Source organism: Mesorhizobium sp. M0587 (assembly GCF_040320945.1).
Classification (GTDB): Bacteria; Pseudomonadota; Alphaproteobacteria; order Rhizobiales; family Rhizobiaceae; genus Mesorhizobium.
Genome location: NZ_JAMYQP010000018.1, coordinates 1 through 23,474, shown reverse-complemented (window position 1 = coordinate 23,474; position 23,474 = coordinate 1). Strand labels below are relative to the sequence as shown.

Here is a 23,474-nt window from a genome sequence, read left to right as displayed (position 1 = left end):
TTGTCCCACAAGAGCCGCCCCGTTTGTCGCATCGTGCAGAGTTTGAACGGGGAAGCCCAGCTTCTTCTGCGGTCGCCAGCGGAGTTCGCAATCCAATCTGTCTGCCGGGTCCCACGCTAAGGTCGAACGAAGCGCGAACACGCGCATGGATCTGTAGATGAAGCCACCGGGCTGGTTGAAAGCCTCCGGCCGATTGCGAACTACTAGCCCTTGGAATTTAGTGTGCCGAGGGAGAAGGCGAGTGGGTAGAAGACGGCTTGTCAGCAGCCCAAGGTGAAGAAGCTTCTGTCTACGGACCACTTCTCGGTCGATGGCACATTGATCGAGGCGTGGGCGTCGATGAAGAGCGTCAAACCGAAGGACGGCTCGGGCGAGCCGCCGGCTGAAGGCGGTGGGCGAAACGCGGAAGCGGACTTCCATGGCCACAGGCGCTCGAATGACACACATGCCTCAACCACCGATCCGGATGCCCGGCTCTATCGCAAGGGCAAAGGCAAGGAAACCAAGTTGTGCTTCATGGGTCCTGGCTTACGGAGAACCGCCACGGCCTGCTGGTCGACGCCTGCCTGACACTGGCCGACGGACATGCTGAGCGGGTGGCCGCATTGCACATGATCGAACCTCGAGCGGAGCGGCCACAGGCGATCACGCTCGGCGCCGACAAGGCCTACGACGCGGAAGACTTCGTTAGTGAGCTACGCTCGATGAGGATGACGCCGCATGTAGCGCAGAACACGAGCGGCCGCAGTTCCGCTATCGACGGGCGCACGACGCGACATGGCGGCTATGTTGCCAGCCAGCGCATCAGGAAGCGCATCGAAGAGGCATTCGGTTGGATCAAGGTCGTGGCTGGCCAGCACAAGACCAGGTTCCGCGGCCGCGACCGTGTCGGATGGGCCCTCACCTTCGCAGCCGCTGCCTACAATCTGGTGCGACTGCCAAAGCTCATGGCGGAGACCGGCTGATGGCCAAGGTTCCCGGCTTCGCCAAGGCCTTTCGGCCGCTGGCGCATCGTCGAGATGGATGTTTGGGATAACGACTTCCTCGATCTCGTCGAGGAAGCCCATCTGACATTCAAGGGCTCGGCGGATGGCGAGATCGCCTTCGGCGCACTCAAGGGCTTCCTCGATGTCCGCTATGGCACCCACGATGGTTCAGCCTGCGCGGAATTCTCGTGGGAGGGGCATGATGAGAACGACCCAGCCTGTGGCCGCGGCTGGGTTGTCTTTGGCACTGGAGGTCGCCTCGTCGGCCACTTCTACATCCACAACGCCGACGTGCGAAAGAGCCCGACTTCTGCAACAGCCTGCTAGCGAAGACATAGAGACGTTCGCGGAAGCGGATGAAGCCCGAGCATAGGAACGGGTCGGGCTGCCGCAGCTTAAGGTGGTATTGTATGCTCCATATTGGCAACCAGGTTGTCCATATGGGCATTTTCGATGACCACAAGACAGTCGCCCATCGTCCAAACTCTTCATCCGCCAAACGAAGTGGCAAAAAAATTTCGGGATCGATCATGGGCCTGCAAACCAAAGCCAGCAGCCGGTTCCTTGCTCTACTGCTTGCCGGATCCCGCGCGACTGCCGCCATGGCTGCGTGGGAAGCCGTGAGTTCACGGCTGGCTTGAAAAGCGCGGCGTCGGCTCACGCGGCACATTTCAAACAACGTGACAACGCCCCGCAGATTGCTCCTGTTCGCCACCGGCCGGAAATGGTGAGATCGACCAATGGATTAGGTCGACGGCACGCTGAAGTATCGCCTCGGTCCGAGGAAGGCTGGATGAAGCGGCCGTGACATATCCGATCTTGTCTCGCCAATCGCCCTTTCTGATGATCGGCATCTTGGGTTGAGCATAGAATTTGACCTCGGCGACACCTGATATAGCTGCCGCCCGACTGCCGCCATCAATCCGATCGAGGAGGCCATCGCGATCAGGAATAAGAGACCGCGCGACCGCAGTGCGCGAAAGTCTTTTGGACAAATTCCATTCATCGCCGATAACAAGCTTGATGTGCTCGGTAACGAGATCGACGCCGTAAGCCAACTTAACCAGTTGAGGAGTGGGCGTGCCAGCAAGACGTGGATTAACTTCAATGACCACTGGGCCAAGCTTCGTCCATCGGAGATCAATGTTCGTTGGACCCCAGCCAAGGCCGAGAGCGCGCAAACACCTCAGTGAGACATCAGCGATCCGCCTATGCTCGTCATCAGTCAGCGCGGCTGGATAGATGTATTCACGACAGACAAAATGAGGTGGGCGGCCGAAGTCAGCGGCAGCGATTCCAAAGACCTCATTTCCCATTACCTCAACGCTGTAATGGGAGCCTTGTGCGAATTCTTCGACTAATATCTTCGGCGGACATTCCGATATGTGCTTCCCCTCCAACAGATGGGTCGCATGTTCGGCCAACTCATCGACTTTGCGGCACAATCGGACACCGGTGCTGCCCGTGCCTACGGCCGGCTTAACAACCACCGGCAGCCCGATGTCGGCGGCAGAATCTTCTACCTCCGTTGCATTCGCGGCCACGCGAAAAACGGGTATTGGAACGCCGGCCTCCCCTAGGAGCTGACGTTGAACGAACTTGTCGCAGCATCTTTCAATGGATACGGGGTCTGGTCCCGGTAGGCCGAAATGCCGGCAGAGCTTGGCAACCATCGCATAGACCGACTCGCCTAGACTGGCGAAACCAGTAATACCAGCAATGTCATAATTCGTTCCTACCCGAGAACATTCCCGAATCAGTGCATCGAGATTGTCTGTGTCGGCACGAATTGCCTCAATGCGTTCCGACGTAATATAGCCGTACTGAGTTGGATCAGCCGACAGGGTGATTGGATGGAGGCCAAGTCGCTGGGCCGCTTGCACGTATAGCATGCCGTTGCCCGATGTATCGCCTTCAATCAAAATGAGCGCTCTTCTCGCCATTGGCTCCTATCTCCGACGTCGTGTGCCGTGCGGCGGATCCACCGCAATCGGGATCAGTTTTTCAGCCGTGGCTGCTCGGCCGCCGTGTGAACGTAGCATCGTCGGGGACTGGCGGATGCAAAGTATCTGTAAAATGATTTATAGGTTTTGTTGCAACAGTTGGAAACGCTAGATCGTGGTAATGCAAAGTATCGCATTCCATTTAGCTGATTCATGGTACTGTCACCACTGATTGTGGGGTAAGGAAAGTGAGATAGCAGAGCGCCCATTACCGTGAGTGCAACGAACCACAAGAACCCACCGCTATCCGATCGGAATCGTGGTTTCTCCGCAGTCCGAAATCTCTTCCTTCCTTCCATCCCATCCCATCCCAGACCAACCGCTCCGCAGCAAACAAATTCGAACCTGTCGACGCCAAGCCATGGCCGCGTGGGACGCCGTGAGTGCACGGCCAGCCTGAAAGCGGTGTCGGCCTCACGGCCACATTTCAAACAACGTGACAACGCCACATCGATTTCCTATTCGCTAGTCATGTGAATCTAAAGTTCGCCACATAAGGTCTGCTCGGCCTTCTGACAGAAACGCCTGACGGACGAGAGAATTTCGTCTGCGGACTTGGTACTCGATAGGGCTTTGGGTTCTCATTGTGGCGCTCGATGAAGGTGCGAATATCGGCCTCGAGCTGGCTGGTTGACGTATGGACGCGCGTCGCAGCTGCTTTCGGGTCGGTTCAGCGAACCAGCGTTCGACCTGATTGATCCAGGATGCCGTGTGGGCGTGAAGTGGACATGGTAGTGAGGCCGGCGCGCCAGCCATGACCTGACCAGCGCGGTTTTGTGGGTGGCATAATTATCCATGATGATGTGGACATCGAGATCGGGCGGCAAGTTGGCATCGATTTGCTTGAGGAAGTGCAGAAACTCGGTTGGCCTGTGCCACTTGTAGCATTTGCTGATCACAAAGCCGGACCCCACATCGAGCGCCGCGAACAGCGAGGTGGTGCCGTGTCGGACATAGCTATGGGTCCGGCGCTCCCATCATCGGCAGGACCGGTTGCTGGGAGTCGCCGCGACGGCCGCCGGCCGTGGAGCTGATGCATAGGAGCGGTCGTCGCAGTCGCCTATAGATATCGCCACGAACTTCACACAGTTGGCGAGGTCGGCGGCGGCGCCTAAAGTTCCGGGACCGCGTCGGGTCCTGCATCCGAGGGTTGCTCGACGACATCACTCGGTCGTGGCGGGCCGGATTGCCGGCGCATTCCGCCCGCGTCGGCAAGCAACCCAGGTGACTTTGCCCCTCTGGTCTAATCCGGTTTGAAGTTCGTTCTGGCCCATCGAGAGGACCAGGACATGAAACGTAGCCGCTTCTCTGAAGATCAGATCATCGGAATTTTGAAGGAACATGAGGCCGGGGTATCGGTTGCCGATCTGTGCCGCAAGCACGGGGTCAGCGACGCCTCGATTTACAACTGGAAGGCCCGCGTCGGCGGGATGGATGTCTCCGAGGCTCGGCGACTGAAGGCTCTGGAGGACGAGAACACGCGGCTGAAGCGGCTTGTGGCCGACGCCATGCTCGACAATGGCGCGTTGAACAGACGGGCGCCGCTTCCGCATCCTGGCCGTCGTCGACGACTGCACGAGAGAGTGCCTGGCACTCATCGTTGATACAATGGCAGCGAGTTCACCTCGAACGCCATCCTCTCCTGGGCGGATCAGAACCGCGTCGAATGGCATTACATTGCGCCCGGCAAGCCGATCCAGAATGGCTTCATCGAGAGCTTCAACGGCCGACTGCGCGATGAACTGCTCAACGAGACGCTGTTTACTTCGCTGGCTTAGGCACGCGTCGCGATTGTGGCGCGCCGACTACAACACCGCGCGGCCGCATTCCCAAATCGCCTAGCAGACACCGGCCGAGTTCGCCACCACCTTCAATCTGCGACGGTCGCTCGCGCTGCGCTATGCCAAAGGCTCCGCGCCAGCGCCCGTCGCTCGACCCGCCCCAGCAGGGCACAACCCACGCCGGAAACGAACTCAAAACTGGAGTAGAAACTGGGGGCGACGTCACAGGTGATCCGATGTCCCGTGGCTCGCCCCCGACGAATTCACCATGACCGGACGAACGTCTGAGTCTAAAGCCTGCCTCGGCAGGCCTGCATGGAATGCGCAAACCGGGCTCTCGCTCAGATCGAAGTGGATGTGGCAGGCATTATGATCGAATGCGAGTCTTCTGGTTCGACAGCGGCGACAGCGTTGTCATGCGTAAGCTCGGCGCAAGCGCTTGGCTCGCCTCCATATTGGCCCTCGGCGCGAAGCTCAGCGCAGGCAAGACTGTCACGCCGGCTTAGGCTTGTGTCCAGCTGTCGCAAAAGCGTGTCTGGATCTTGTGCGACTACCGCCCCAGGCGCTGTTTCCAGACGAGATAAAGCACTGCCAAGGAGTATGCGAGCTCCCATGAGCAAAACGCACAGGCCAGCTTGCACAAACATAGCGGTGAACGAGCCGGTCAGGCAATACGTCGCGATCGCGAAGACGGCCAAAGTGCCAATCGTGCCGCTGACAAATCGGGCTGCGGCCATTTGCTCAAATCCCGTCTTGCGTTTGCCGAACCCTCGGCTGGTTAAGCCGCATTTCTGAAGAGTACGAACAAATAGTCTTCGCTCGAGGCATTGCCCCGACATCGCACGCGCAGCAGCTGCGACAGCTTCGGGTTCAACGTGGCTATCGCGGGCTCGGCACTCGCGAAACGGCCCCAGTGCCGGCGAGTTGAATCGCGCGGCGATCCGAAAACCAGATGACCGTCCGGAGCAAGCACGCGAACCAGATTGTCGATCGCCGTTCCCAGTTCCGCTATGCCCGGGAGTGGCAAAGCACGTCGCCCAGGAAGATAAGGTCGAGCAACTCCCTGCCTGAGCTGCGTTAGTTCTCGTAGACACTCCCAATCGATGTGCGAGAAATCCTGCATGCTCAGGCGCGTCATAGAAAGCGTTTGCGGCTCGACATCAATGACCGTGAGCCGTTCGCAATGCGGCGCCAGCTATTCCGTGAAAGCCCCGGTCCCGCACATCAGCCGAAAGTGAACTCAGCGGTCCCTGTCCCTAGCGGGCAGCCGGGGGCAGCATGCGGCATGCGAAGTGGCCTTCAAGAAGAGGCGGGATGGCCAGAAGATGGCGTGCGGGCCAGGGCTTTTGTCGGGGCAGCGCGAACCGGAAGCGGAGTGCAATGGCGAGAGGAAGAGGAGCGAGATCTTGTCCCGCCACGCAGAGCGTCCTAATCCATCGCACCTCAGAGCGCACGAACAGACCTCCTACGGCCACTTCCTGAAGCACGGGCACGCTCTTTCGCTTGCCGTCGATTTATCGGCCGATATTTGTAGCCATCTCGATCGATCGGAACAATGGATTGTAAGACGTCGAAGCGGTGGATGTCTGAACGGACTTGAATGAACAGCTCGCGATCCCCGTGAGGAATTGTCTCGTTCGAGCGAGGACTTCGGGGAATTCACGCAGAGCCACGTAGCCATCGCAATTCGGAGCCCTCAGGTCTCGGCTTCCGCGGCCCAACGTTCGCTACCGCCGAGCTATGCCATGAGGTCCACGTCGCCAATGCAGCCAAGCCCGACGGTTGCTGGCATCGTGGAGCCTCCCTGACCCGCAAAACCTTGCGGATCGCGCTGATGCGCAGCTCGCGGGCCGCCCTCAACAACGCTGCACATTTTGGGCGAGGAATTCGATAGAACGATGCCGCCATTTCCCTCACGTCCTCCGGATTGAACCTCCTGGGCAATTTTCGGGACAAAGCCTGGTCCGAGTCCATGTGCGCCTTGAGTATCTCCATAGCGGACCGCGTCTGTCTACGAATGAGTACGGCTCGGTGCCTCACCACACCAGTATCCCGAGTGACGTCTTGTTCAGCTTCTTGCCCGCGGCTTTATCGGCCTCCAGTTCCGCGGCCATTGATTTGCCTGGTACGCGCAGGCTCTGTTTCGCCTCGGTCAGCAAGTCGGCGCTTTGCCAGCGCCATCTCAGCACCTGCCGCACGTGATCGCTCACGCCTGTGCTCCAGCAGATGCGGGCGATGCTGAGAAGGCCGTTGAAGCGCCGCCAAGCCATCTCCAGGAGGACCTCGACGATGGTGCACACCAATCGGCACACGCTTGCAGGCGACCGGTTCGATACCGCTCAAGCCTCCGCCCTTCGCAGTGAAAAAAAGGTCTTCCAAACTCTGCAGTGCGGCGGCCGGCCATGTCGACGGCCAGAATTTCGCCGCCGGACCAACCCGGCGATGCGGATCGCACCCATCCTCTACCAAAATAGGGCAGGGATAGCTCTCGCATGCTCGCGGTCGTTAGTCCGTTTGTGAGAAACACGACAGTATCAGCTCGAAACACACAGTATTAGCTCCGAAACACGAGTGCGTCGGAAGCGAAAGGTGCCGTTTCCCAATGCTCTTCTCGTTGGCACGACAAATGCAATGCTGTTCGCAGAGCGTCCGGAGAGCGAGTGATGAGCAATCATCGCGGGCGCAAACGACGGAGCCTACGGGCTATCAGTACCAGGAGAGAACATGATGACAAAGGTGCGGATGGTTGCGGCGCGGAGCGCTGCAGCGTTCATCGTCCTTATGGGGGTGAGCCAGCAGGCCTTGGCGGCAGACCCTGTGCAACCTTACATCGCACAGGACCAAGGGACGGTGGAGGCGCCGTGCCCATGGCAGATCCGCGTGCGCGCGCTGGGAGTGAATACCAACGATTCAGGTTACGTCGGCGGGGTTGCCGGTTCCAATCTCTCCTATTCGGACACCATAACCCCGGAATTCGACATCTCCTATTTCTTCACAGAAAACATCACTGCCGAACTCATACTTGCCACCACCTCCGCCAAGGCCGACGGCACTGGAGCGATCGGAACATTGGGGAACGTCGGAAAGGTATGGGTACTGCCGCCCACCCTCACGCTGCAGTATCATATTAGCCAGTTCGGGGCCTTCCGACCCTATGTCGGAGCCGGCCTGAACTACACCGTCTTCTACAATCAGAGTGTCGGCAGCGCCGATGCTCTCCATGTGAAGAACACCTTTAGCGCCGCTGCAGGTCGGCTTCGATTACATGCTGGACCAGCACTGGGGGTAAACTTCGACGTCAAGAAGCTTTTCCTGGAACCAGATTTTACCGTCAAAGTGGCTGGCACCGATCTGATGGGCAAGGCCAAGCTTGATCCTGGCTAATTGGTGCAGGCATCACATACCGCTTCAAATGGGTCGCCATGTGAACCTTCGGCACCGATTTTGGAAAAGCGAAAACGCCCCGATGATAGAGCCGCGACGCTGACATTCTGGCTCTGCCTTGGGGGGTATGTCGCCAGCAAACGAGCCTATGTGCAATCTGTTCAATGAGGCACCACGTGCAGAGCCCTACGATGAATACCGACGTTTTCGCGGCTTATGAATCTAACGTCTGTCGCTACGGGCGGTCCTTTCCTACAGTCTTCAAAAGGGCCCTTGGAGCGACGATCTGGGACGAGACCGGCAACCCATATATCGATTTCCTGGTAGGCTCGGGCGCCCTCAATTACGGGCACAACAACCCGAATATTGTCGCGCCGGCGATTGAGTATCTCGTCGGCGAGAACATTATTTTATCGCTCGACATGTATACATCCGCAAAGCGTGAGTTCATCGAAGCGTTTGTGGATTCGATCCTTAAGCCCAGGGGTCTTTCTTACAAAATACAATTTCCTGGGCCGACTGGGACAAACGCTAATGAAGCAGCGCTTGCGCTGGCGCGAAAATATACCGGGCGCTCGAGCGTCATGGCATTCACGAATGCGTTCCATGGCATGTCGCTTGGTTCTCTGGCGGTTTCGGGTTCCGCATCGACCAGGGAATTGGGCGGTGTTGCTCGCCACGATGTAATCCGTGTCCCATACGACGGATATCCGAACCAAGATTTCGATTCCGCCAGCTACATAGACTTCGTATTGGGCGATCTAGGGAGCGGCATTGAAAAGCCAGCCGCTATCATTCTAGAGACCATCCAGGCAGAAGGTGGCATGAACACTGCATCTGCTGCTTGGCTCACAGAAATTCAGCGCATTTGCCGCAAGCATGGTGTTGTTTTGATCGTCGACGACATCCAGGCGGGTGCGGGACGAACGGGCGAGTTCTTCTCATTCGAGTTCGCGGGTATTGATCCCGACATCGTATGCCTTTCAAAGTCCCTCAGCGGGTCAGGTAGTCCGTTCTCCATCGTTCTGATCCGCCCCGACCTGGACATTTGGAATCCCGGAGAACATAGCGGGACCTTCAGAGGCAACAATTTCGCCTTCGTGACTGCAGGGGCGATGTGCAAACTGTGGTCCGACACGCAGTTCACTGCAGGCGTCGAGCGGACAGCCGCCAAACTGCAAAGACACTTGGATAGCCTCCTTGCGAAATTCCCCGACTGCATCGAGCAAAAGCGCGGCCGCGGTCTGATGGCCGGCCTCAAATGCCGTTCACAGGCCGTTGTCGGCCGTGTGCACGATGTCGCATTCGAAAATGGCCTTCTGATCGAATCTTCAGGACCAAATCGCGACGTCATCAAAGTCCTGCCACCGATAACCATCACCGACGACGAACTCGATCATGGCATCGCCATCCTGGATCAAGCACTAAAGGAGCAAGCCAATGGGCACTAACCAAGCATCTCAAGCACCTACCATCTCGCCTCCTACGATCAGGGAACGAACCGGCTCAATCAGCACTGCGGAAATCGTCTCAGTCCTGAAAGGTGAGATCACAGCTTTGCACGTCAAGCAAGCTTTCAGTACGGAAATAGCCGAAGAAATCACTGGGAACTTTGTTGACAGTCCCGGTCTCAGGGAGCGTAAAGATGGCGTCCCTGGACAATATGTCGGCGCATCACACTACAGGAAGGACGCAGCCAGCTATTTCGCAGAATCGGAAACGGCGCGACCATACGTCGACGGCCTTTTTGGCAATTTGGTTGATCCCGTTCGCGGATTGTTCGATGCGTTGAAGCGCGAGCTTCACAAACAGGGCGTTGAATTGCGGCTGGCCCGTTCGGAGCACGGTCAGGCTAATGTTTGTCGCGCTCTCAGTTGGTCTGGCAGTGGCACATTCTCCTTGGACCCCCACGACGATGTCGCTCAAGTGTTATGTGCTGGGAACGACTACGAGCTTTCTGCGGTGGCGCACAACACCGTCGCAGCGCTCAACTTCTATCCCAGCATGCCCGAGGAAGGTGGCAATCTGCGGCTCTGGAGCCACAAGCCGACAGTTATCAACCGAAAGTCGCAGGATGTGGAGACCACCGGATATCCCTATTCGGCAGCTTATCTTGAGGCCGTGCCTTGTCGCGACTTCCAGCTCAGGGCCGGGGATATCGCCCTAATTGATGGCGGTTTCGTTCACGGGGTCACCGGTCAATCAGGCAACGGAACGCGTCGCGTGCTGCTGAATAGCTTTTTCGGGTTTGCGCGGCCGGATCTTGTTCTCTGGTGGACCTGAAGTCGGATCAACGTCCTGCTGCCGGTTTCGTGGACACCGAGATAAGGTGTTTGACGGAACTGGAGGTAAGACCGTATGTCCGCCTCTGCCGATGAGGTGGCTCGCCCTACAGTGCGCGTCCGAGGGTTGCTCGGGCGGGCCGAGCCGACCCTCACCACAGGAGGACGAGCCGTGGCAGTATAGAGAAGCATTTGACGGAATCGATGTCGCGAAGCTGAGGAACGCCATCGCGATTGCGGACGTGGGCCAGGAGGGAGAGGTTCGCTTCTTCGGCGAGATCGACGCGTCGGCCGCCAGCATGCGGCGGGTCATAGGCCGGATCGCCAGCCGCTTTGATTACGTGCATTTCTGCTATGAGGCCGGGCCGACCGGGTACGGCCTTTATCGCCTGATCCGGCCGCTCGGGTACGAGTGCACCGTGGTTGCCCCATCATTGATACCGAGGAAGCCCGGCGATCGGGTGAAGACGAACCGCCGAGACGCCATTTCCCTTGCCCGGCTATTGCGCGCCGGCGAGCTGACCGCGGTGTGGGTTCCCCATGAAGGGCACGAGTCCATACGGGATCTTGTTCGCGCGCGGGCGGCAGCAGTCGAGACGCTGCGTCGCCAGCAGGTGAGCGCATTCATGCTCAAGCACGGCCGTAGCTATCCGCGAAAGAAGAGCTGGACGATGCGCTATCTACGCTGGCTTCAGGAACAGCGGTTCGATCATCCCGCGGATCAGATCGCACTCCAGGAGATGGTCGAGGCGGTGCGCGTCTCGAAAGAGCGGGTCGAGCGGCTGGAGCGTGTGATCGAAGAGTTCATCCCGGTCTGGTCGCTGGCACCGATCGTGTGGGCGCTTCAGACATTGCGTGGGGTAGACCTGATTGTCGCCGTGACGTTCGTCACCGAAGTCGGCGACGCCAGCCGGTTCGAAAGCCCACGCCAGCTCATGGGACATCTCGGTCTGGTTCCCGGCGAGCGCTCAACCGGGGAGACGGTCCGGCGCGGCGGCATCACAAAGGCAGGCAACGGTCGGGTTCGCCACATGTTGGTCGAGAGCGCCTGGACCTATCGACATCCGCCCAAGGTCGGGAAGGCGAAGCTATACCGCTTGGAGCAGGCTCCACCGAAGGTGCGTGAGATCGCCTGGAAGACGCAGTCCCGCCTGACAGCCCGCTACCGCATGCTGAGCGCTCGAGGCAAACGGACAACGGTCGTCTGCACCGCGATCGCCCGTGAACTGGTCGGCTTCATGTGGGCAGTCGCAAGGGAGGCGCGCGTCACCTGATCCTTGCCGCGACGGCGCACATCTCGCGCATGGGCGGAGGCGGGACCACGGCAGGGGAATGCCCGTCAGACGCTTTGTGGCCGGCGAACTGCCGACGCCCGCAGTAAGATAGGAACAGCCGCCCCAGACGCACATTCGGGAATGCGGTAGCCAACCCGCGCATCAGAGCTTGATCACCGACACCCTTCAGTTCCGCCTCCACCCATGCGCGATCATCAGAATGAGCAGCCGTTCCTCGGATCGGGCGACCTCCTGCGCTCCAAACCTTGACAGCGGACATCAGAGCGGTGTTCTCAGGCCACGGCCCTGAGTTCAGGAACCCGGATGTAGGCCCAAGGCAGGAGATCATCGATCCGGCTGTTGGGATTGTCGTTGGTGGTCCTGGTGAGGACATCGGCGACATAGCCGAGCGGCTCGACAGCGTTGAGTTTGCAGGTTTCGGTCAGCGAGGCGATGACGGCCCAATGCTCGGCGCCGCCGTCCGAGCCAGCAAAGAGCGCGTTCTTGCGGTTGAGCGCGAAGACTGACTCATTATGCACCCCCTCTTCAAATGGCGGAAAACAGCGATTCCTGATTGTCGTCGTTGATGTGATGCGGAGTATTGCGCGCCAAATCGGCTTGGATCCGTTCATCTTCAAGGTCACTGGCGCGGATCTGGTAGGGCGCACCGCGCATGACCTGTTCGGCGGGCAATATGCCGTCCCTGATGAAACGGCGGATCTTGACGTGCGACACGCCGAGCTTCGCGGCCGCATCCGACATGGTGAGCCACTCCCCATTCTTGTCGGAAGAGCGATAGCCGCTGATCTTGTGCACTGTGCGTAGCGATTGGACGCGCCGAGCAGTCCAGGTCTTTCCCTGACCGGTCTGCATGCCCATGCGGTTAAGCGTGGCCGCGATTTCGGCATCCGACCACCGCGTTGCCATGGATCGCATGATCGCCAGGGCTTCTTCAGGTGTACGCTGGCCATGCTCGCCGGATTTGGGCTTGCGAACCCGCACCTGCGAGTGCGTGGCCTCCATGCCAGTGAATGGTCAGGATCACGTCGCGCGCAGCGTCATCGACGTCCGCCATATCCTTGATGAGCGCGCGCAGGAGCTGCTGGCGACAGCGCATGTCCACGCCCGGCGCGTTCCAGGCGGCTTCAAGATCCTTGGCGAGACCCGTGAAGTCCGGAACCGCATCGACAGGCGCCACGCCCCGCACCTCGCTCAGCCTGGCCTCGCAGGTCTCCACGCGCCTGAGCGTGGCTTCCCAGCTCTTCTCGAGCTGGGCCGCAGTGAGCCGGTTCTCGGGGTCGCAGGCGGCATAACGGCGCTCGGCGAGCGATGCCTCGTAGCGCGCCTGCTGCAGGTCCAGCTCGATCATCTGCCGGCGCCTGGCCTCGCTCTCCAGCTGCATGCGTTCAGCCTCCAACGCCGCCTCGATCGCCATCGGCGCAACCGCCTCCAGCGCTTCGCGGGCCACCGCCGCGTCGGTGCGAAAGCCGTTGAACGACATGCATCGCGCCTGTGCCATCATGAGGTTGCCGCGCTCGCAGCGATATACCGGATAACCTTGGCCGCGTCCGGCATACGTGACAACCAGTCTTCGCCCGCATCGACCACAAGAGATGAGACCCGGGAGCAGCGCGCGACCGCCGCGGCCCGACTTGACGCCGCCGGCACAACTCGAGCAGCCGATGCCAGTCCGGCCCGTTGCGCGACAGGCGGGAAGCTTCCAGGCAAAGCACGGCGCCGACCTGGCCGGTGCACAGATCGTCGACCAGGCGCTCGAAACCGGGCCGCTCCACGGCCCCGCTTGCGGTTCGTCCCAGATCCTCGTCGATCACCTCTACTTTGCGGAATCCCCAGCGCCGCGCGACGTCGACAAGCTCATATTGCCGACGCTGGCTCTCAAGGTTGAGCTGGACCTGCGCCTGAGTGGACTGACGCATATAGACGACGGCCTTGCGCTTGAGGACGGCTGTCGGAATCAGATTACCGCTCGTCATCGCAGCTCTCCTCCTCCGTTGCCCCGCCGGCGGCGGCCATCAGTACGTTGGCGAGCCGGGCGATCACTATGGTCCGTTGCGCTGAACTCAGCCCGTTCAGCTTCTGCGAGTCGAGCGGCAAGCTGAGTTGGCGAACGACCACGAGAGATCGTGTCGGGGGTGGCAGGGTTCTCATGTTGCGCCTCCGCGATGGTGAAACCATCCGGAGAGCCTCGCCGAAAACGGCGTTCGATCAAGAGCTTGTGAAGCTCAAGCAGCGCGGCACGCGATACGCGCGGGGAGCCCAGGTCCATTGTCGCGCAAGCCACCGGATCGACCATCCAGGCGGGAGTGGTAATGACATGCCCCGGCACGACGACGAGATGAATGATCCGACCGTTCGCGCGTTCTTCGCTGTTCTCGCAGCGAAGCCGGCGTCCGAAATACGGATGCCAGCGATAATGGACTTCGACCTCCTGCCCAACATGGGCAGAATGACCCCGAGATTGCGATCGGGCGGATTGAGCTTTCGACGGTGTTGCTGTCGATCTCGATGCGGCCGTCGTCAAGGAAGCGTGTCAGGCCTTGCCAGCGCGAGCGTGTAGCGGATCGCCTCGGCGAGCTTGGTCTTCTGACTGATCAGGCCGAGCTTCTCACGCAGCCATGGGTCGAGTGCCGCGATGATTGGAGTACTCTTTTCCTGACGCACCGCACGAAGCCAATCATCAAGCCCGTCGAACGCACTGCGCCGGGCAGGCTGTTTAAAGGGTGCAGCTCCGCCGTCTCGAAGATATCGGCGAACCGTATTACGCGTGCATCCAAATTCTTTCGATAGACGTTTGCTACCCCAACTAAGCTCGTGCAGCCGCAGCATTGCCACCACTCATCAGCCTGAAGCATATCCCCGCCCTGCATCGTTCGCGACAATGCAGGATGCGATGAAATCGCGCTCGTCATCCATCACTCCTCGTTTTGACACGAGGGGTCAGTTCTTCGCTTCGTTAGGGGGTCAGTTTTTCATTTCGCCCGACACTTACCTAGACGGCGCCCTCAAGCCGACCTGAACCTACCGGGCTTTGCCCAGGCCAAATGTCGCAATTTCTTCTGCAAAACCAGATTGGCCGCATCCTCGCCGACGCCGGCTATCGCGGCCACAACGCACCCCAGAGCCACAAATTCAGAGTCTTCACCAGCGCCCAGAAACGCCGCGTCACCCTGGCCATCAAACGCCAGATCCGGCGGCGCTCGGCGGTCGAGCCGGTGATCGGCCACATCAAGGCCGAGCACCGCATGGGCCGCAACTGCCCCGCCGGCCAGCAGGGCGACGCCCTCAACGCCATTCTGGCCGCAGCCGGCTACAACTTCTCCCTCCTGCTCAGATGGCTGAAGGGTTTTTTGTCGCTCTTGATCGCTCTGCTTCAACCCCGGCCCAAGCGGTTGCCGCTTAGAGCCCAAATTGTTCACGGTCGACAAATTCAGCTTTTGCCATTTCTGGGCGGGAAATAGGCCAGACTCCGGTAAGGGGGACACGAGGAGATCAGTTCTAAGCTTCGTCAGCGGTTAGTTCTCCTTTCGCCCGACAAACTTGAGACGCGCAACGCTATGCCGGCCGTCGATACTCACGGGCACCTCGCCCTCGATAGTCGCGCGACGAACGACGCGACGCTGGTCACCGTAGTCCTTGGTTGCACAATGCATCGTGGCTCGGTTGTCCCAGATAGCGATATCACCCTGCCTCCACTTCCAGCGCACCGTGTTTTCCTGCGCGGTGATATGAGACTCAAAAAGATCGAATAGCCTCCGGCTGTCATATATCGAGAAGCCAACGAACCGTGCTACATAAGAGCCGAGCACCAGTGTGCGCTCGCCGGTCTCGGGGTGGACGCGTACGACGGGATGCTCGGTCTCGATCCTCTGTCCGGCAAGAGCATCGGCATGCGGCCTCTTATAGTAATCGCCCGGGAAGCTATGAACAGCCCACAGGTCGTCGGCAAGCCGTTGCAGCGGCAGCGGCAAGTCGAGGTATGCGGCCGCCGTGTTTGACCACACCGTGTCGCCGCCGACTGGTGGGATCACAACGCCTCGCAGCACCGAAATCTTGGGATAGGCATCCATGCAGGACCAATCGACGTGCCAAACGTCAGCCTGGATATCTCCGCCTGCGGAATCAATATCGAAGATCGGCATCGATCCCTCCGGATATGGCGAAGGCTTCCCGAAACGAAGAGCAAAGCGCTCCTGCTCGGCGTCGTCGAGATGACCCTGGTCACGGAAGAAGACGACCTTGTGCTCAAGCACCAGATCGTTTATCGCAGCGATGGTCTGATCCGGCAAATCGGCCGAGAGCTTAATGTTCCTAATTTCAGCGCCGATGCGCATTGTGCATTTAGCAACATCGGCACGTCGAACGACACTGTCGTTTAAGTCAATTTCACTCATGATGAGATTCTCCATCTTACGTTTGCCACGCAAAGCTATTCATCTGTGGCAGACAATCGTTCATCTCGAATCAATAATGCTTCTTTCTGTTCGCTGGTCGAGATTGGTACCACGCCTCTACATCCATCGCACCTCTCACTTTCAGTAGGTTGATCTTATCCGAGCGAGATCGGCGCTACGGTCTCGGCTGAAGGATAAAACTTGCCGCCGCGGATGAATTCGACTTCCGCTGCGTGCGCAGGCTAGACTAGGCTTAGACTAGCTTGGTCGCGATCGCGGCGGGGAATGGTAGGCGGAGATCTTGGGGGCGAGACGGCGCGTCCGGCCGGAGGAAGCCGAATACCCTCGGCGAGTCCTCCCTCTGTTCGGCGATGGCGCTGCGGGTGTGGCCGAGGCCGAAAAACAGGCTCTCTTTCAAGACCCTTCGCGCATGCGGTCGTTGAAGGATTCGACATTCTTCGGCATGCTGTACTGGGAGGCGGGACTGCAGATTGCTCATTCTTGCCGCATCGACTGCACAGCCGACTGCTGCGGCGACCATCGAGAACATCTAAAGGGTGCGCCGTCGGCGCTGTACCAGAAAAAGCTGTCATATAAAATTATTTTCCTTTAATTTTATTAGAAATGCATGAAACAAGTTTATTTGTAACTTAATGTTATAATAATCAACCTATCTCCTCAGATGTTATAGCTTTGTAGATGCAGGCCGCACGCGGCGGTGCGCAGGGCCCTCACGTTACAAGCGGCAGCTTTGCGCAACCAGCACCATAATCCAGTGCAAAAGCTGCGGAGCAGAGAGTATGACATGCCGGTGCATGATTACTAGTATATCCGATGTTCTGGTCCAGAAGACGGACTTCCCTGAAGCTGCCATGGAAGGGTTTGCGCTCGAACTTGGCCGATTTCTCGACCAGGCCGATGGCATTGGTCAATCCGAGGGGTTGTTCGACCGGTTATCAACGTTTGCTCTAACGTTCGATTGCCCGTGGGTCGCCTATGGCTCTCTTGCTCTTCGAGGAGATCAAAAGTTTGCCCGACGTGACCGGGCGGTCATACTGAATTTTCCTGATGAATGGCAGAAGCGCTATGTCGAAAGGGGGTACGACAGGATAGACCCTATCGCCAAGGTGAGTCGAAAGCGCGCAGACGCTTTTCGGTGGAGTGAGATATACAACGACGCAAGCACGACTGACGACGAACGGCGTGTTTTCGACGAAGCTGCGATGTTCGGCTTGAAGTCAGGCATAAGTGTACCATTGCACGACCCGGATGGCACCTTTGTTGTCACGAGCTTCGCTCGATCTAAGGACTTGGAATTCGAGAATAGAACAGTCACATACCTACAAATAGCCGCTTTTCACTTCCACCGGAGAATATCGAGCTTAGTGAATTCTCACTACATCGTTGAACCTCCTGGTCTTTCGCATCGAGAAAAAGAGTGTATTCTGTGGGCCGCGAGAGGGAAAACGTCCTGGGAGATTGGGGAAATTTTAGGAATTTCCGCAAACACCGTGAATTTCCATATTAAAAACGTGACGCGGAAATTGGATGCTGCTAGCAGAACGGTCGCCGCTATAAAGGCCTTGGAGTTCGGGATTATCGAATTGTAAGAACTGGTCATCACGCCGTTGAATTCTCTGATCTACCAAAGTTCCCGTGTTACTGAGATAACGATTTTCTAAAAGATCCGCCGCTTGATACGCAAGTACAATCTGTAAACGAAAGCGCGGCGGCTATGACCGAGAGCGGCCACGGGACGAGATTGTTGAAAATGATTAAGTTCGGTTTCTAAATATTTCTTATCCTTCTGCAAGATTGGACGATGCCTGATTCCCGAACGCGCTCGTTTCACAAGGACGTGTGCCCTGCAAAACTATATCAAAGAAAAAGGAATTGTCTTCATTAGCGAGGCAAAATGGCCCGGCTTCGCCAGACCAGCCCTGCTGCAGTGAATGGTGCGTCGGCGGCGATCTTGTTGAGAGGCCGAAGATCGGCACGAGCCGGCAATCTGCCACTTCGCCTTGCTCATTTCGATGACGCCGATGACCGTGTGATCCTGCTGAAGAGCAGCAAGGGGCGGGCTCGCGTCAATAGAGTGCGACATGGGGCACCTGCTTCCGCGTTGGAGTCAGCAGGTCCAAAGTATGCCACGCCCTCGACCCCCGCCCCATACATCTACTTCAGGGGGCGCGATGCGGTGCGCTGCGGCTGGAAGTCGCTGATTCTTCCTGTTCACCAAGGGTTGGAAATGACATCATCGACCAATTAATCAACCTAAAGGCACGTTGAAGTATCGCCTCGGTCTCAGCAAGGTTGGGTGAGACGGCCACGATATGTCCAATCCAATCTCGATAATCACCATTCCTGACGATCGGCGTCTTGGATGCAACATACAATTTGACCTCCACGACGCCTGGTACAGCAGCCGCCTGACTGTCGCCGCGGATCCAATCGAGGATGCCATCACGATCAGGAACCAGGAATCGCGCAGCCGCAGTCTGCGAATGTGCCCTGCGCAAATCCCATTCGTCGCCGATGACAAGCTTGATGTGTTCGGTGATGAGGTCAATCCCATAAGCCAGTTGGACCAGTTGAGGCTCAAGTGCGCCGGCAAGTCGCGGATTGACTTCGATGACGACCGGGCCACGCTTCGTCCAACGGAGTTCTACATTCGTGGGCCCCCAGCCAAGACCGAGAGCTTGCAAACAGCTCAGCGAAATATTGGTGATGCGCTCTTGCTCGTCGTCTCCTAGCGGGGCCGGAAAGGTCGTATTATGGAAGACGAAATGCGGTGGGGCGCCGAAATCAGCGGCGACAATCCCAACAACTTCGTTCCCCATTATCTCGACGCTATAAAAGGGGCCTTGTGCGAATTCTTCGATCAGGATCCTCGGCGAAGATCGCAAGATGTGCTTCCCGCCCGACAGATAGCTCGTGTGTTCGGCTATCTCATCGGCATTTCGGCATAATCGGACACCTCTGCTGCCGCTGCCCACAGTTGGCTTGACAATCACCGGCAGGCCGATCTCCGCAGCAGAGCTCTCCAATTCTGTCGGATTCGTGGCCAAGCGACAAGCAGGTACTGGAACGCCGGATTGCGCGAGGAGCTGACGTTGGGTGAATTTATCGCAGCATCGTTCAAGGGACGCGGGATTCGGTCCCGGTAGATCGAAATGTCGGCAGAGTTTGGCAACTGTAGCACTGACCGACTCATCGTCGCCCGAGAAGCCAGTAATGCCGGCAATGTCATAGATCGCACGTAGCCGGGAACATTCGCCGATCAGGGCATCGAGATCGTCTGTAGCGACATGGATTGCCTCAACCTGTTCCGCCGCAAGATAGTCGTAGCAGGCCGGATCAGACGCCAAGCTAATGGGATGAAGTCCAAGACGCTTGGCCGCTTGGACGTACAGCAGACCACTAGTTCTGTGACCTTCAACCAGAATGAGCGCTTGCCTTGCCATTGGCGTTGTCCTCCGTTGCGTTCTGCATGGCGGCCCTCAGCGTAAATCGGCATCATTTTTGGGCGCTCCTGTAGCTTAAACCCTGCGGTGATCAAATCCATGCCAACGATTTGCGACGTTCGAGCAGCTTCATGTAGTTCCCTCTGCCGGGATGGCGAGACCGCTTCCGACCTAACGTATCTTCACCACGTCTGATGCAATTGGTGTGCCATTAAAAGTATTGGTATGCGAGAGTGAAGTATACGTATTCCGCGGCTTGCCGGCGGAATACTCACACTCAGTTTGTCTGTGTCTAAACAATGAATGTGTTCAACCGGACATTTTTGGACTCGGCAACACGGATGTCGAATAGACTGTCTCTTGCTGGATCGTTGGCCGTTTCGTCGAGTTCCGCGCCCAGGCCAATCGGCCCGTTGGCCGAAGAAAGATGGCGATTGCGTACCGCAGTCGGACGGAGCGCCTGTGGTTAAAACGAACAAAACCAGGTTCAAGGTTCCGCGCGGGCGAAGCTCCGAAAAGAAAGATCGCCTTGCCCATCGTCCTCACGGGAGCGATCCGGATCACCCTTTCGGGCGCACCACCGTGTCTCCTCTTGTAAGCGGTTAGCTCATGGCGCTTGGCTCGAAGTTCTAGGGTATTACCATTTTGATTTCGGCAACGGGCCAGCGCTGCGCGATGCGGGCCAAAGTCTGGGAAAGCCAGGCGAGCGGATCGACGCCATTCATTTTCATGCGGCTCCCTTGCGCAGGTCGACCCCTCGGACCGCTTCCGCCGCTCGCGGGATATCGGCGCGCATCTGGGTTTGACCCCGGCGCGCTACCAGTCCCGGAGCGGTATCCAGGGCAAAGTCAGCCGCATGCGGGGACGATCTGGCCCGCACAGCGCTTTACGAAGCAGCTCATGCGCTGCTCGCGCGCTGCAAGAAATGGTCGAGCCTGCGCGCGGGGCATGAACGTCGCCAAGCGGCGCGGTATGGCGCCGTGTCGCTGTTGCCTTGAAGTTCGCCGTCATCCTTCATCCCATGTGGAGCGACGCGACCGAGTTCCGCCTCGGCAAGGAACCAGTCCCATATCGGCATGAAATGAACAACGGACAAACGAAGAAAGAGTTTTCGCAAGGGTGACCCTGAATCCTCCCCGTGGGGATGATGGGTAAGGCGATCTCGTTAGCAGGCACGATCCTGGGGCGAACTTGAGACGCCCCGCTCTCCTGACCTCATCATGCCGCGGCCCGGCGCCGACCGCGAAGAGAAGCGAGTGACTCGCGGGGCGACACGGTCCGGAAAAACGCAGCCGGAGCTTGACCTCAACAACGCCAATCAGAGAAACCTGTTAGCTTAGGCGATGATAGGCTCCTGAGCGCTGGCGCGTTGGAGATGCCGGCCGGTATCAGTTGTTGCTTTGTCGGCTCCGCGACAGGCGCTTGTTGAAGCGATCTCTGTTTTGGTCTGAAGCTAAATAGCTGAAATGCGATCACAAATTCTGTCTCTGGCGCGACCAGCCACTGGCATGAGACTTGCGGCGGTGGTGGCGAGGCTGAGGAAACTGCCGCCGACACTCATGTTGTGCCAACATCGCAATCAGTCGAGGGAAGGAACGAGTCAGGTTAGCGACTGATCTATTTCGGGGGAAGAGGCCGACCGCAGACCGGCAGCAATGCTTTCGCCTCATGAGACCAAGCTGGCGATGATGACAACGATTTCGGTCGGCGTTGACGATCCCATCTTGACACCCCGATTCGACTTATCGCAGCACATCGACTGTCCGTGGGACTAAGGCCTGCAGTCACTCGTCAGAGTGGTGCTCCATAACTAAAAAGGAAATCAACAGATGAGAAAAATCGTTGCCGCCAAGCTTCACGGCATCACTGTAACCGATGCGGATCTTAACTACCACGGCTCAATCACTTTGGATCCAGATCATTGTGAAAAAGCGGGTATCTTTCCGCTCGAATTCGTTGACGTCTGGAATAAGGCTTCAGGCAGGCGTATCAGTACTTACGTCATTTATGGTGAGAGGGGTTCTCGTTGCTGTGTGCTGAACGGAGCCGCTGCTCGCACCTGCCAGACTGGAGATGAGATAATCGTTTGCTCCTCAGTATATATTGAGGCGAATCAGATCGCAAAGATCAAACCGCGAGTGCTGATGTTTAACTCGGACAATTCTGTGCGTGAGCGCATGTTTTATGATGTTGGAACCAAGGAGGACGGAACGATGACGTTCGCGGTTCACGAAGGTTTACCTAGTGAAGTCACCTAAAACCTCGACTCAGCATCGACAGCAACCGGGTGCGGGCACATGAGGGCAGATGTGGTTCCGGCCGCCATCGGCTGGCCTTAGAGCTTGACAGTCCGGATCGCGTCATTCCCAGTCCTGGCCACTGGCAGCACTCGGAATGCGAACATGAAGCCAGAGCAATTCTTCGACAATCTAAGCGGTAGGGGAAGGACGCATCGTCCTAAGCGCCGGATTTTGACACGACAGCGCATCTAGGTCGCAGCCGCGCGCCATGGCTGCAGGCAAGACGCAACACCTGTTGAAGGGAGACAAATCACTGTGGATACATTCCTCGAGATACGAGAACAGCCGGACGACTCAGAGCGACAAGTCATCTTGGACGCTCTAGATGTTTATAACGCAAGGCTGGCCGTTCCTTACAACCCCCAGGCGTTTGCAGTACTCATTAAGGACCCCGGGAACGGCCATACGACAGGCGGCCTTTGGGCAAGGTGCTACTATGATTGGCTGAACATAGAATTGATATTTGTACCCGAGCAGTTGCGTGGTCAGAAAATCGGTAGGCGATTGGTAAGATCTGCAGAGCATTGGGCCTGTCGACGAGGATGTGTCGGAGTGTGGCTAGACACTTTCGAGTTTCAGGCGCCGGCGTTCTATAGGTCTCTCGGATACGAGACGTTTGGTCACCTACCTAACTATCCACGCGGATTCGGACGATATTTCCTTCGGAAGGTATTTTCCACGAGAACTTAGCGCCAGCGGCATTAGAGGCGTTCAACCAATGTGCAGAAGGACGCGGGGGAACGGCCCGACTGGGCCCATAGATCGAGCTCGCGGGAGCCGAACGCCGAGCTTGGCTGGCCCGGATCGTCTTCAGAAATCCGGTGCAAGAGCAGACTCGCTCAAGTGCTTTGACCATGTCCGCGCCGCGCTAGCTGGTGTCCGTCCATAAACAGTAACGTTCGAAGTATTCATTGTACCTCCCATGTAGATTCGAGGTATTTCTGACTGCTTTGGTGGTTCTATCTGCACGAGGCGTTAGAGGAGAAGTAGAGGTCTCTCGCGGTCCGCTAGTTGGCCCATCGTGAACCGCCCGGCTGGGCGCCGGGTAGGCTTTTGCGATGTCGGCGGCGGGTCAGTTCGACTTGAGGCGGGCGAAGAGGGCGAGATTGTAGGCCACCACCGAGGACCAGACATAGGTCTTGAAGTGGTCGAGCCCGCGCCAGGTGCAGCGGTCCAGGCCAAAAGCGCGCTTCAAACATGAGACGCCGGCCTCGTGCCGGCACGGAAGTTGCGCAGCTTGCGATACACCCAGCGGCTCTTGACCATGTCCTCGATCTTGATGCCGCACTTTTTGTGGAAGGCCATGTCCTTCACGCCCCAAGCCTTGGCCTGGATCAGATTGGCGCGGCTGGCATAGCCGCCATCGGCGGCCGCCTGACGTGGCGGCTCGCCATATCGGTCGATGTGGCGCTGAAGCATCGGCAGCAACCGCTCGCTGTCGGCCGGATTGCCGGCTTCGACGATGAGGTCGAGAACCATGCCGCTCCTGCCCGTCGTCAGGTTGAGCTTATATGAGGAAGGTAAAGACGGAACGGGTGTGTCAGGGCAACATTTCTTCACCTTCTCGATGTGTTGCGGAATCCATGGT

The 23,474-nt window shown here is 58.1% G+C and carries 15 protein-coding genes and 12 pseudogenes; 14 read left to right on the top strand and 13 right to left on the bottom strand.

The features are described from left to right. Window positions 1-264 precede the first annotated feature (264 nt). The 3 genes and pseudogenes from NKI49_RS17695 to NKI49_RS17685 all read left to right on the top strand — a co-directional run. Window positions 265-965 (top strand): annotated as a pseudogene (locus NKI49_RS17695) (IS5 family transposase); the annotation flags it as partial. Further along, window positions 965-1,313 (top strand): annotated as a pseudogene (locus NKI49_RS17690) (hypothetical protein). The pseudogenes NKI49_RS17695 and NKI49_RS17690, both read left to right, overlap by 1 nt. Window positions 1,314-1,396: 83 nt before the next feature. Then, a complete protein-coding gene (locus NKI49_RS17685; RefSeq protein ID WP_352603531.1) occupies window positions 1,397-1,627 on the top strand; it encodes a hypothetical protein in 231 nt (76 codons plus the stop codon). 30 nt (window positions 1,628-1,657) lie between these two features. Here the strand turns inward: NKI49_RS17685 and NKI49_RS17680 are convergent, their stop codons facing one another. Next, window positions 1,658-2,929 carry an ATP-grasp domain-containing protein gene (locus NKI49_RS17680; protein ID WP_352603529.1) on the bottom strand — a complete coding sequence of 424 codons (1,272 nt, stop codon included), beginning with the start codon at window positions 2,927-2,929 and terminating at the stop codon, window positions 1,658-1,660. 539 nt (window positions 2,930-3,468) lie between these two features. Further along, window positions 3,469-3,994, bottom strand: a pseudogene (locus NKI49_RS17675) (IS630 family transposase); the annotation flags it as partial. A gap of 284 nt (window positions 3,995-4,278) precedes the next feature. Here NKI49_RS17675 and NKI49_RS17670 point away from each other — a divergent pair. Next, window positions 4,279-5,002: pseudogene (locus NKI49_RS17670) on the top strand (transposase). 546 nt (window positions 5,003-5,548) lie between these two features. On the opposite strand, the gene NKI49_RS17665 reads toward NKI49_RS17670, so the two are convergent. Then, window positions 5,549-5,965 carry an SAM-dependent methyltransferase gene (locus NKI49_RS17665; RefSeq protein WP_352603635.1) on the bottom strand — a complete coding sequence of 139 codons (417 nt, stop codon included), beginning with the start codon at window positions 5,963-5,965 and terminating at the stop codon, window positions 5,549-5,551. A gap of 841 nt (window positions 5,966-6,806) precedes the next feature. Next, on the bottom strand, window positions 6,807-7,070 hold the full coding sequence (locus tag NKI49_RS17660; RefSeq protein WP_352603527.1) for a hypothetical protein: 264 nt from the start codon (window positions 7,068-7,070) through the stop codon (window positions 6,807-6,809). 424 nt (window positions 7,071-7,494) lie between these two features. On the opposite strand from NKI49_RS17660, the gene NKI49_RS17655 reads away from it, so the two are divergent. From NKI49_RS17655 to NKI49_RS17640, 4 genes are all read left to right on the top strand, one after another. Continuing rightward, a complete protein-coding gene (locus NKI49_RS17655) occupies window positions 7,495-8,154 on the top strand; it encodes an OmpW/AlkL family protein (RefSeq protein ID WP_352603525.1) in 660 nt (219 codons plus the stop codon). A 191-nt stretch (window positions 8,155-8,345) separates the two neighbouring features. Beyond that, complete coding sequence (ectB, locus tag NKI49_RS17650; protein ID WP_352603523.1) at window positions 8,346-9,605, top strand: diaminobutyrate--2-oxoglutarate transaminase; 1,260 nt, start codon at window positions 8,346-8,348, stop codon at window positions 9,603-9,605. Further along, window positions 9,595-10,437: a 2OG-Fe(II)-dependent halogenase WelO5 family protein gene (locus NKI49_RS17645; protein WP_352603520.1), complete on the top strand. Its 843-nt coding sequence runs from the start codon at window positions 9,595-9,597 to the stop codon at window positions 10,435-10,437. Before ectB ends, NKI49_RS17645 begins: the two co-directional genes overlap by 11 nt. Window positions 10,438-10,636: 199 nt before the next feature. Then, a complete protein-coding gene (locus tag NKI49_RS17640) occupies window positions 10,637-11,710 on the top strand; it encodes an IS110 family RNA-guided transposase (protein ID WP_352603632.1) in 1,074 nt (357 codons plus the stop codon). A 293-nt stretch (window positions 11,711-12,003) separates the two neighbouring features. On the opposite strand, the pseudogene NKI49_RS17635 reads toward NKI49_RS17640, so the two are convergent. The 5 genes and pseudogenes from NKI49_RS17635 to NKI49_RS17615 all read right to left on the bottom strand — a co-directional run. Next, a pseudogene (locus NKI49_RS17635) lies at window positions 12,004-12,228 on the bottom strand (transposase domain-containing protein); the annotation flags it as partial. Window positions 12,229-12,256: 28 nt separating this feature from the next. Further along, window positions 12,257-13,704 (bottom strand): annotated as a pseudogene (locus NKI49_RS17630) (recombinase family protein). After that, on the bottom strand, window positions 13,691-13,879 hold the full coding sequence (locus NKI49_RS17625) for a hypothetical protein (RefSeq protein ID WP_352603518.1): 189 nt from the start codon (window positions 13,877-13,879) through the stop codon (window positions 13,691-13,693). Before NKI49_RS17625 ends, NKI49_RS17630 begins: the two are co-directional and overlap by 14 nt. Before the next feature lie 305 nt (window positions 13,880-14,184). Further along, window positions 14,185-14,407, bottom strand: a pseudogene (locus tag NKI49_RS17620) (IS66 family transposase); the annotation flags it as partial. Further along, a pseudogene (locus tag NKI49_RS17615) lies at window positions 14,396-14,640 on the bottom strand (IS21 family transposase); the annotation flags it as partial. The pseudogenes NKI49_RS17620 and NKI49_RS17615, both read right to left, overlap by 12 nt. Before the next feature lie 159 nt (window positions 14,641-14,799). Here NKI49_RS17615 and NKI49_RS17610 point away from each other — a divergent pair. Continuing rightward, a pseudogene (locus tag NKI49_RS17610) lies at window positions 14,800-15,189 on the top strand (transposase); the annotation flags it as partial. A gap of 54 nt (window positions 15,190-15,243) precedes the next feature. Here NKI49_RS17610 and NKI49_RS17605 read toward each other — a convergent pair. Next, window positions 15,244-16,122, bottom strand: coding sequence for a TauD/TfdA dioxygenase family protein (locus NKI49_RS17605; protein ID WP_352603516.1), 879 nt, complete (start codon window positions 16,120-16,122; stop codon window positions 15,244-15,246). A gap of 385 nt (window positions 16,123-16,507) precedes the next feature. Here NKI49_RS17605 and NKI49_RS17600 point away from each other — a divergent pair, with 385 nt between their 5' ends. Beyond that, entirely contained in the window at window positions 16,508-16,735 is a 228-nt protein-coding gene (locus NKI49_RS17600; RefSeq protein ID WP_352603514.1) for a hypothetical protein, read from the top strand. Between the two features lie 202 nt (window positions 16,736-16,937). Then, the gene (locus tag NKI49_RS17595) at window positions 16,938-17,732 is read left to right on the top strand and encodes a LuxR family transcriptional regulator (protein ID WP_352603512.1); all 795 of its coding nucleotides are present in this window, start codon (window positions 16,938-16,940) and stop codon (window positions 17,730-17,732) included. Window positions 17,733-18,302: 570 nt separating this feature from the next. Here NKI49_RS17595 and NKI49_RS17590 read toward each other — a convergent pair. Next, window positions 18,303-19,586: an ATP-grasp domain-containing protein gene (locus tag NKI49_RS17590; protein ID WP_352603510.1), complete on the bottom strand. Its 1,284-nt coding sequence runs from the start codon at window positions 19,584-19,586 to the stop codon at window positions 18,303-18,305. Window positions 19,587-20,215: 629 nt separating this feature from the next. After that, window positions 20,216-20,314, bottom strand: a pseudogene (locus NKI49_RS17585) (transposase domain-containing protein); the annotation flags it as partial. Window positions 20,315-20,328: 14 nt separating this feature from the next. Between NKI49_RS17585 and NKI49_RS17580 the strand changes: the two are divergent. The 3 genes and pseudogenes from NKI49_RS17580 to NKI49_RS17570 form a co-directional block, all read left to right on the top strand. Continuing rightward, window positions 20,329-20,709 (top strand): annotated as a pseudogene (locus NKI49_RS17580) (transposase); the annotation flags it as partial. 706 nt (window positions 20,710-21,415) lie between these two features. Then, window positions 21,416-21,844 carry an aspartate 1-decarboxylase gene (gene panD / locus NKI49_RS17575; RefSeq protein WP_352603508.1) on the top strand — a complete coding sequence of 143 codons (429 nt, stop codon included), beginning with the start codon at window positions 21,416-21,418 and terminating at the stop codon, window positions 21,842-21,844. Between the two features lie 297 nt (window positions 21,845-22,141). Beyond that, on the top strand, window positions 22,142-22,576 hold the full coding sequence (locus tag NKI49_RS17570) for a GNAT family N-acetyltransferase (RefSeq protein WP_352603506.1): 435 nt from the start codon (window positions 22,142-22,144) through the stop codon (window positions 22,574-22,576). A 382-nt stretch (window positions 22,577-22,958) separates the two neighbouring features. On the opposite strand, the pseudogene NKI49_RS17565 reads toward NKI49_RS17570, so the two are convergent. Then, a pseudogene (locus tag NKI49_RS17565) lies at window positions 22,959-23,398 on the bottom strand (transposase); the annotation flags it as partial. Between the last annotated feature and the right edge of the window lie 76 nt (window positions 23,399-23,474).

Coding starts and splice junctions, on each gene's coding strand:
- NKI49_RS17625 (WP_352603518.1), bottom strand. CDS start 13,879: ATGAGAACCCTGCCACCCCCGACACGATCTCTCGTGGTCGTTCGCCAA.
- NKI49_RS17680 (WP_352603529.1), bottom strand. CDS start 2,929: ATGGCGAGAAGAGCGCTCATTTTGATTGAAGGCGATACATCGGGCAAC.
- NKI49_RS17595 (WP_352603512.1), top strand. CDS start 16,938: ATGATTACTAGTATATCCGATGTTCTGGTCCAGAAGACGGACTTCCCT.
- panD (WP_352603508.1), top strand. CDS start 21,416: ATGAGAAAAATCGTTGCCGCCAAGCTTCACGGCATCACTGTAACCGAT.
- NKI49_RS17605 (WP_352603516.1), bottom strand. CDS start 16,122: ATGAGTGAAATTGACTTAAACGACAGTGTCGTTCGACGTGCCGATGTT.
- NKI49_RS17685 (WP_352603531.1), top strand. CDS start 1,397: ATGCTCCATATTGGCAACCAGGTTGTCCATATGGGCATTTTCGATGAC.
- NKI49_RS17645 (WP_352603520.1), top strand. CDS start 9,595: ATGGGCACTAACCAAGCATCTCAAGCACCTACCATCTCGCCTCCTACG.
- NKI49_RS17655 (WP_352603525.1), top strand. CDS start 7,495: ATGATGACAAAGGTGCGGATGGTTGCGGCGCGGAGCGCTGCAGCGTTC.
- NKI49_RS17590 (WP_352603510.1), bottom strand. CDS start 19,586: ATGGCAAGGCAAGCGCTCATTCTGGTTGAAGGTCACAGAACTAGTGGT.
- ectB (WP_352603523.1), top strand. CDS start 8,346: ATGAATACCGACGTTTTCGCGGCTTATGAATCTAACGTCTGTCGCTAC.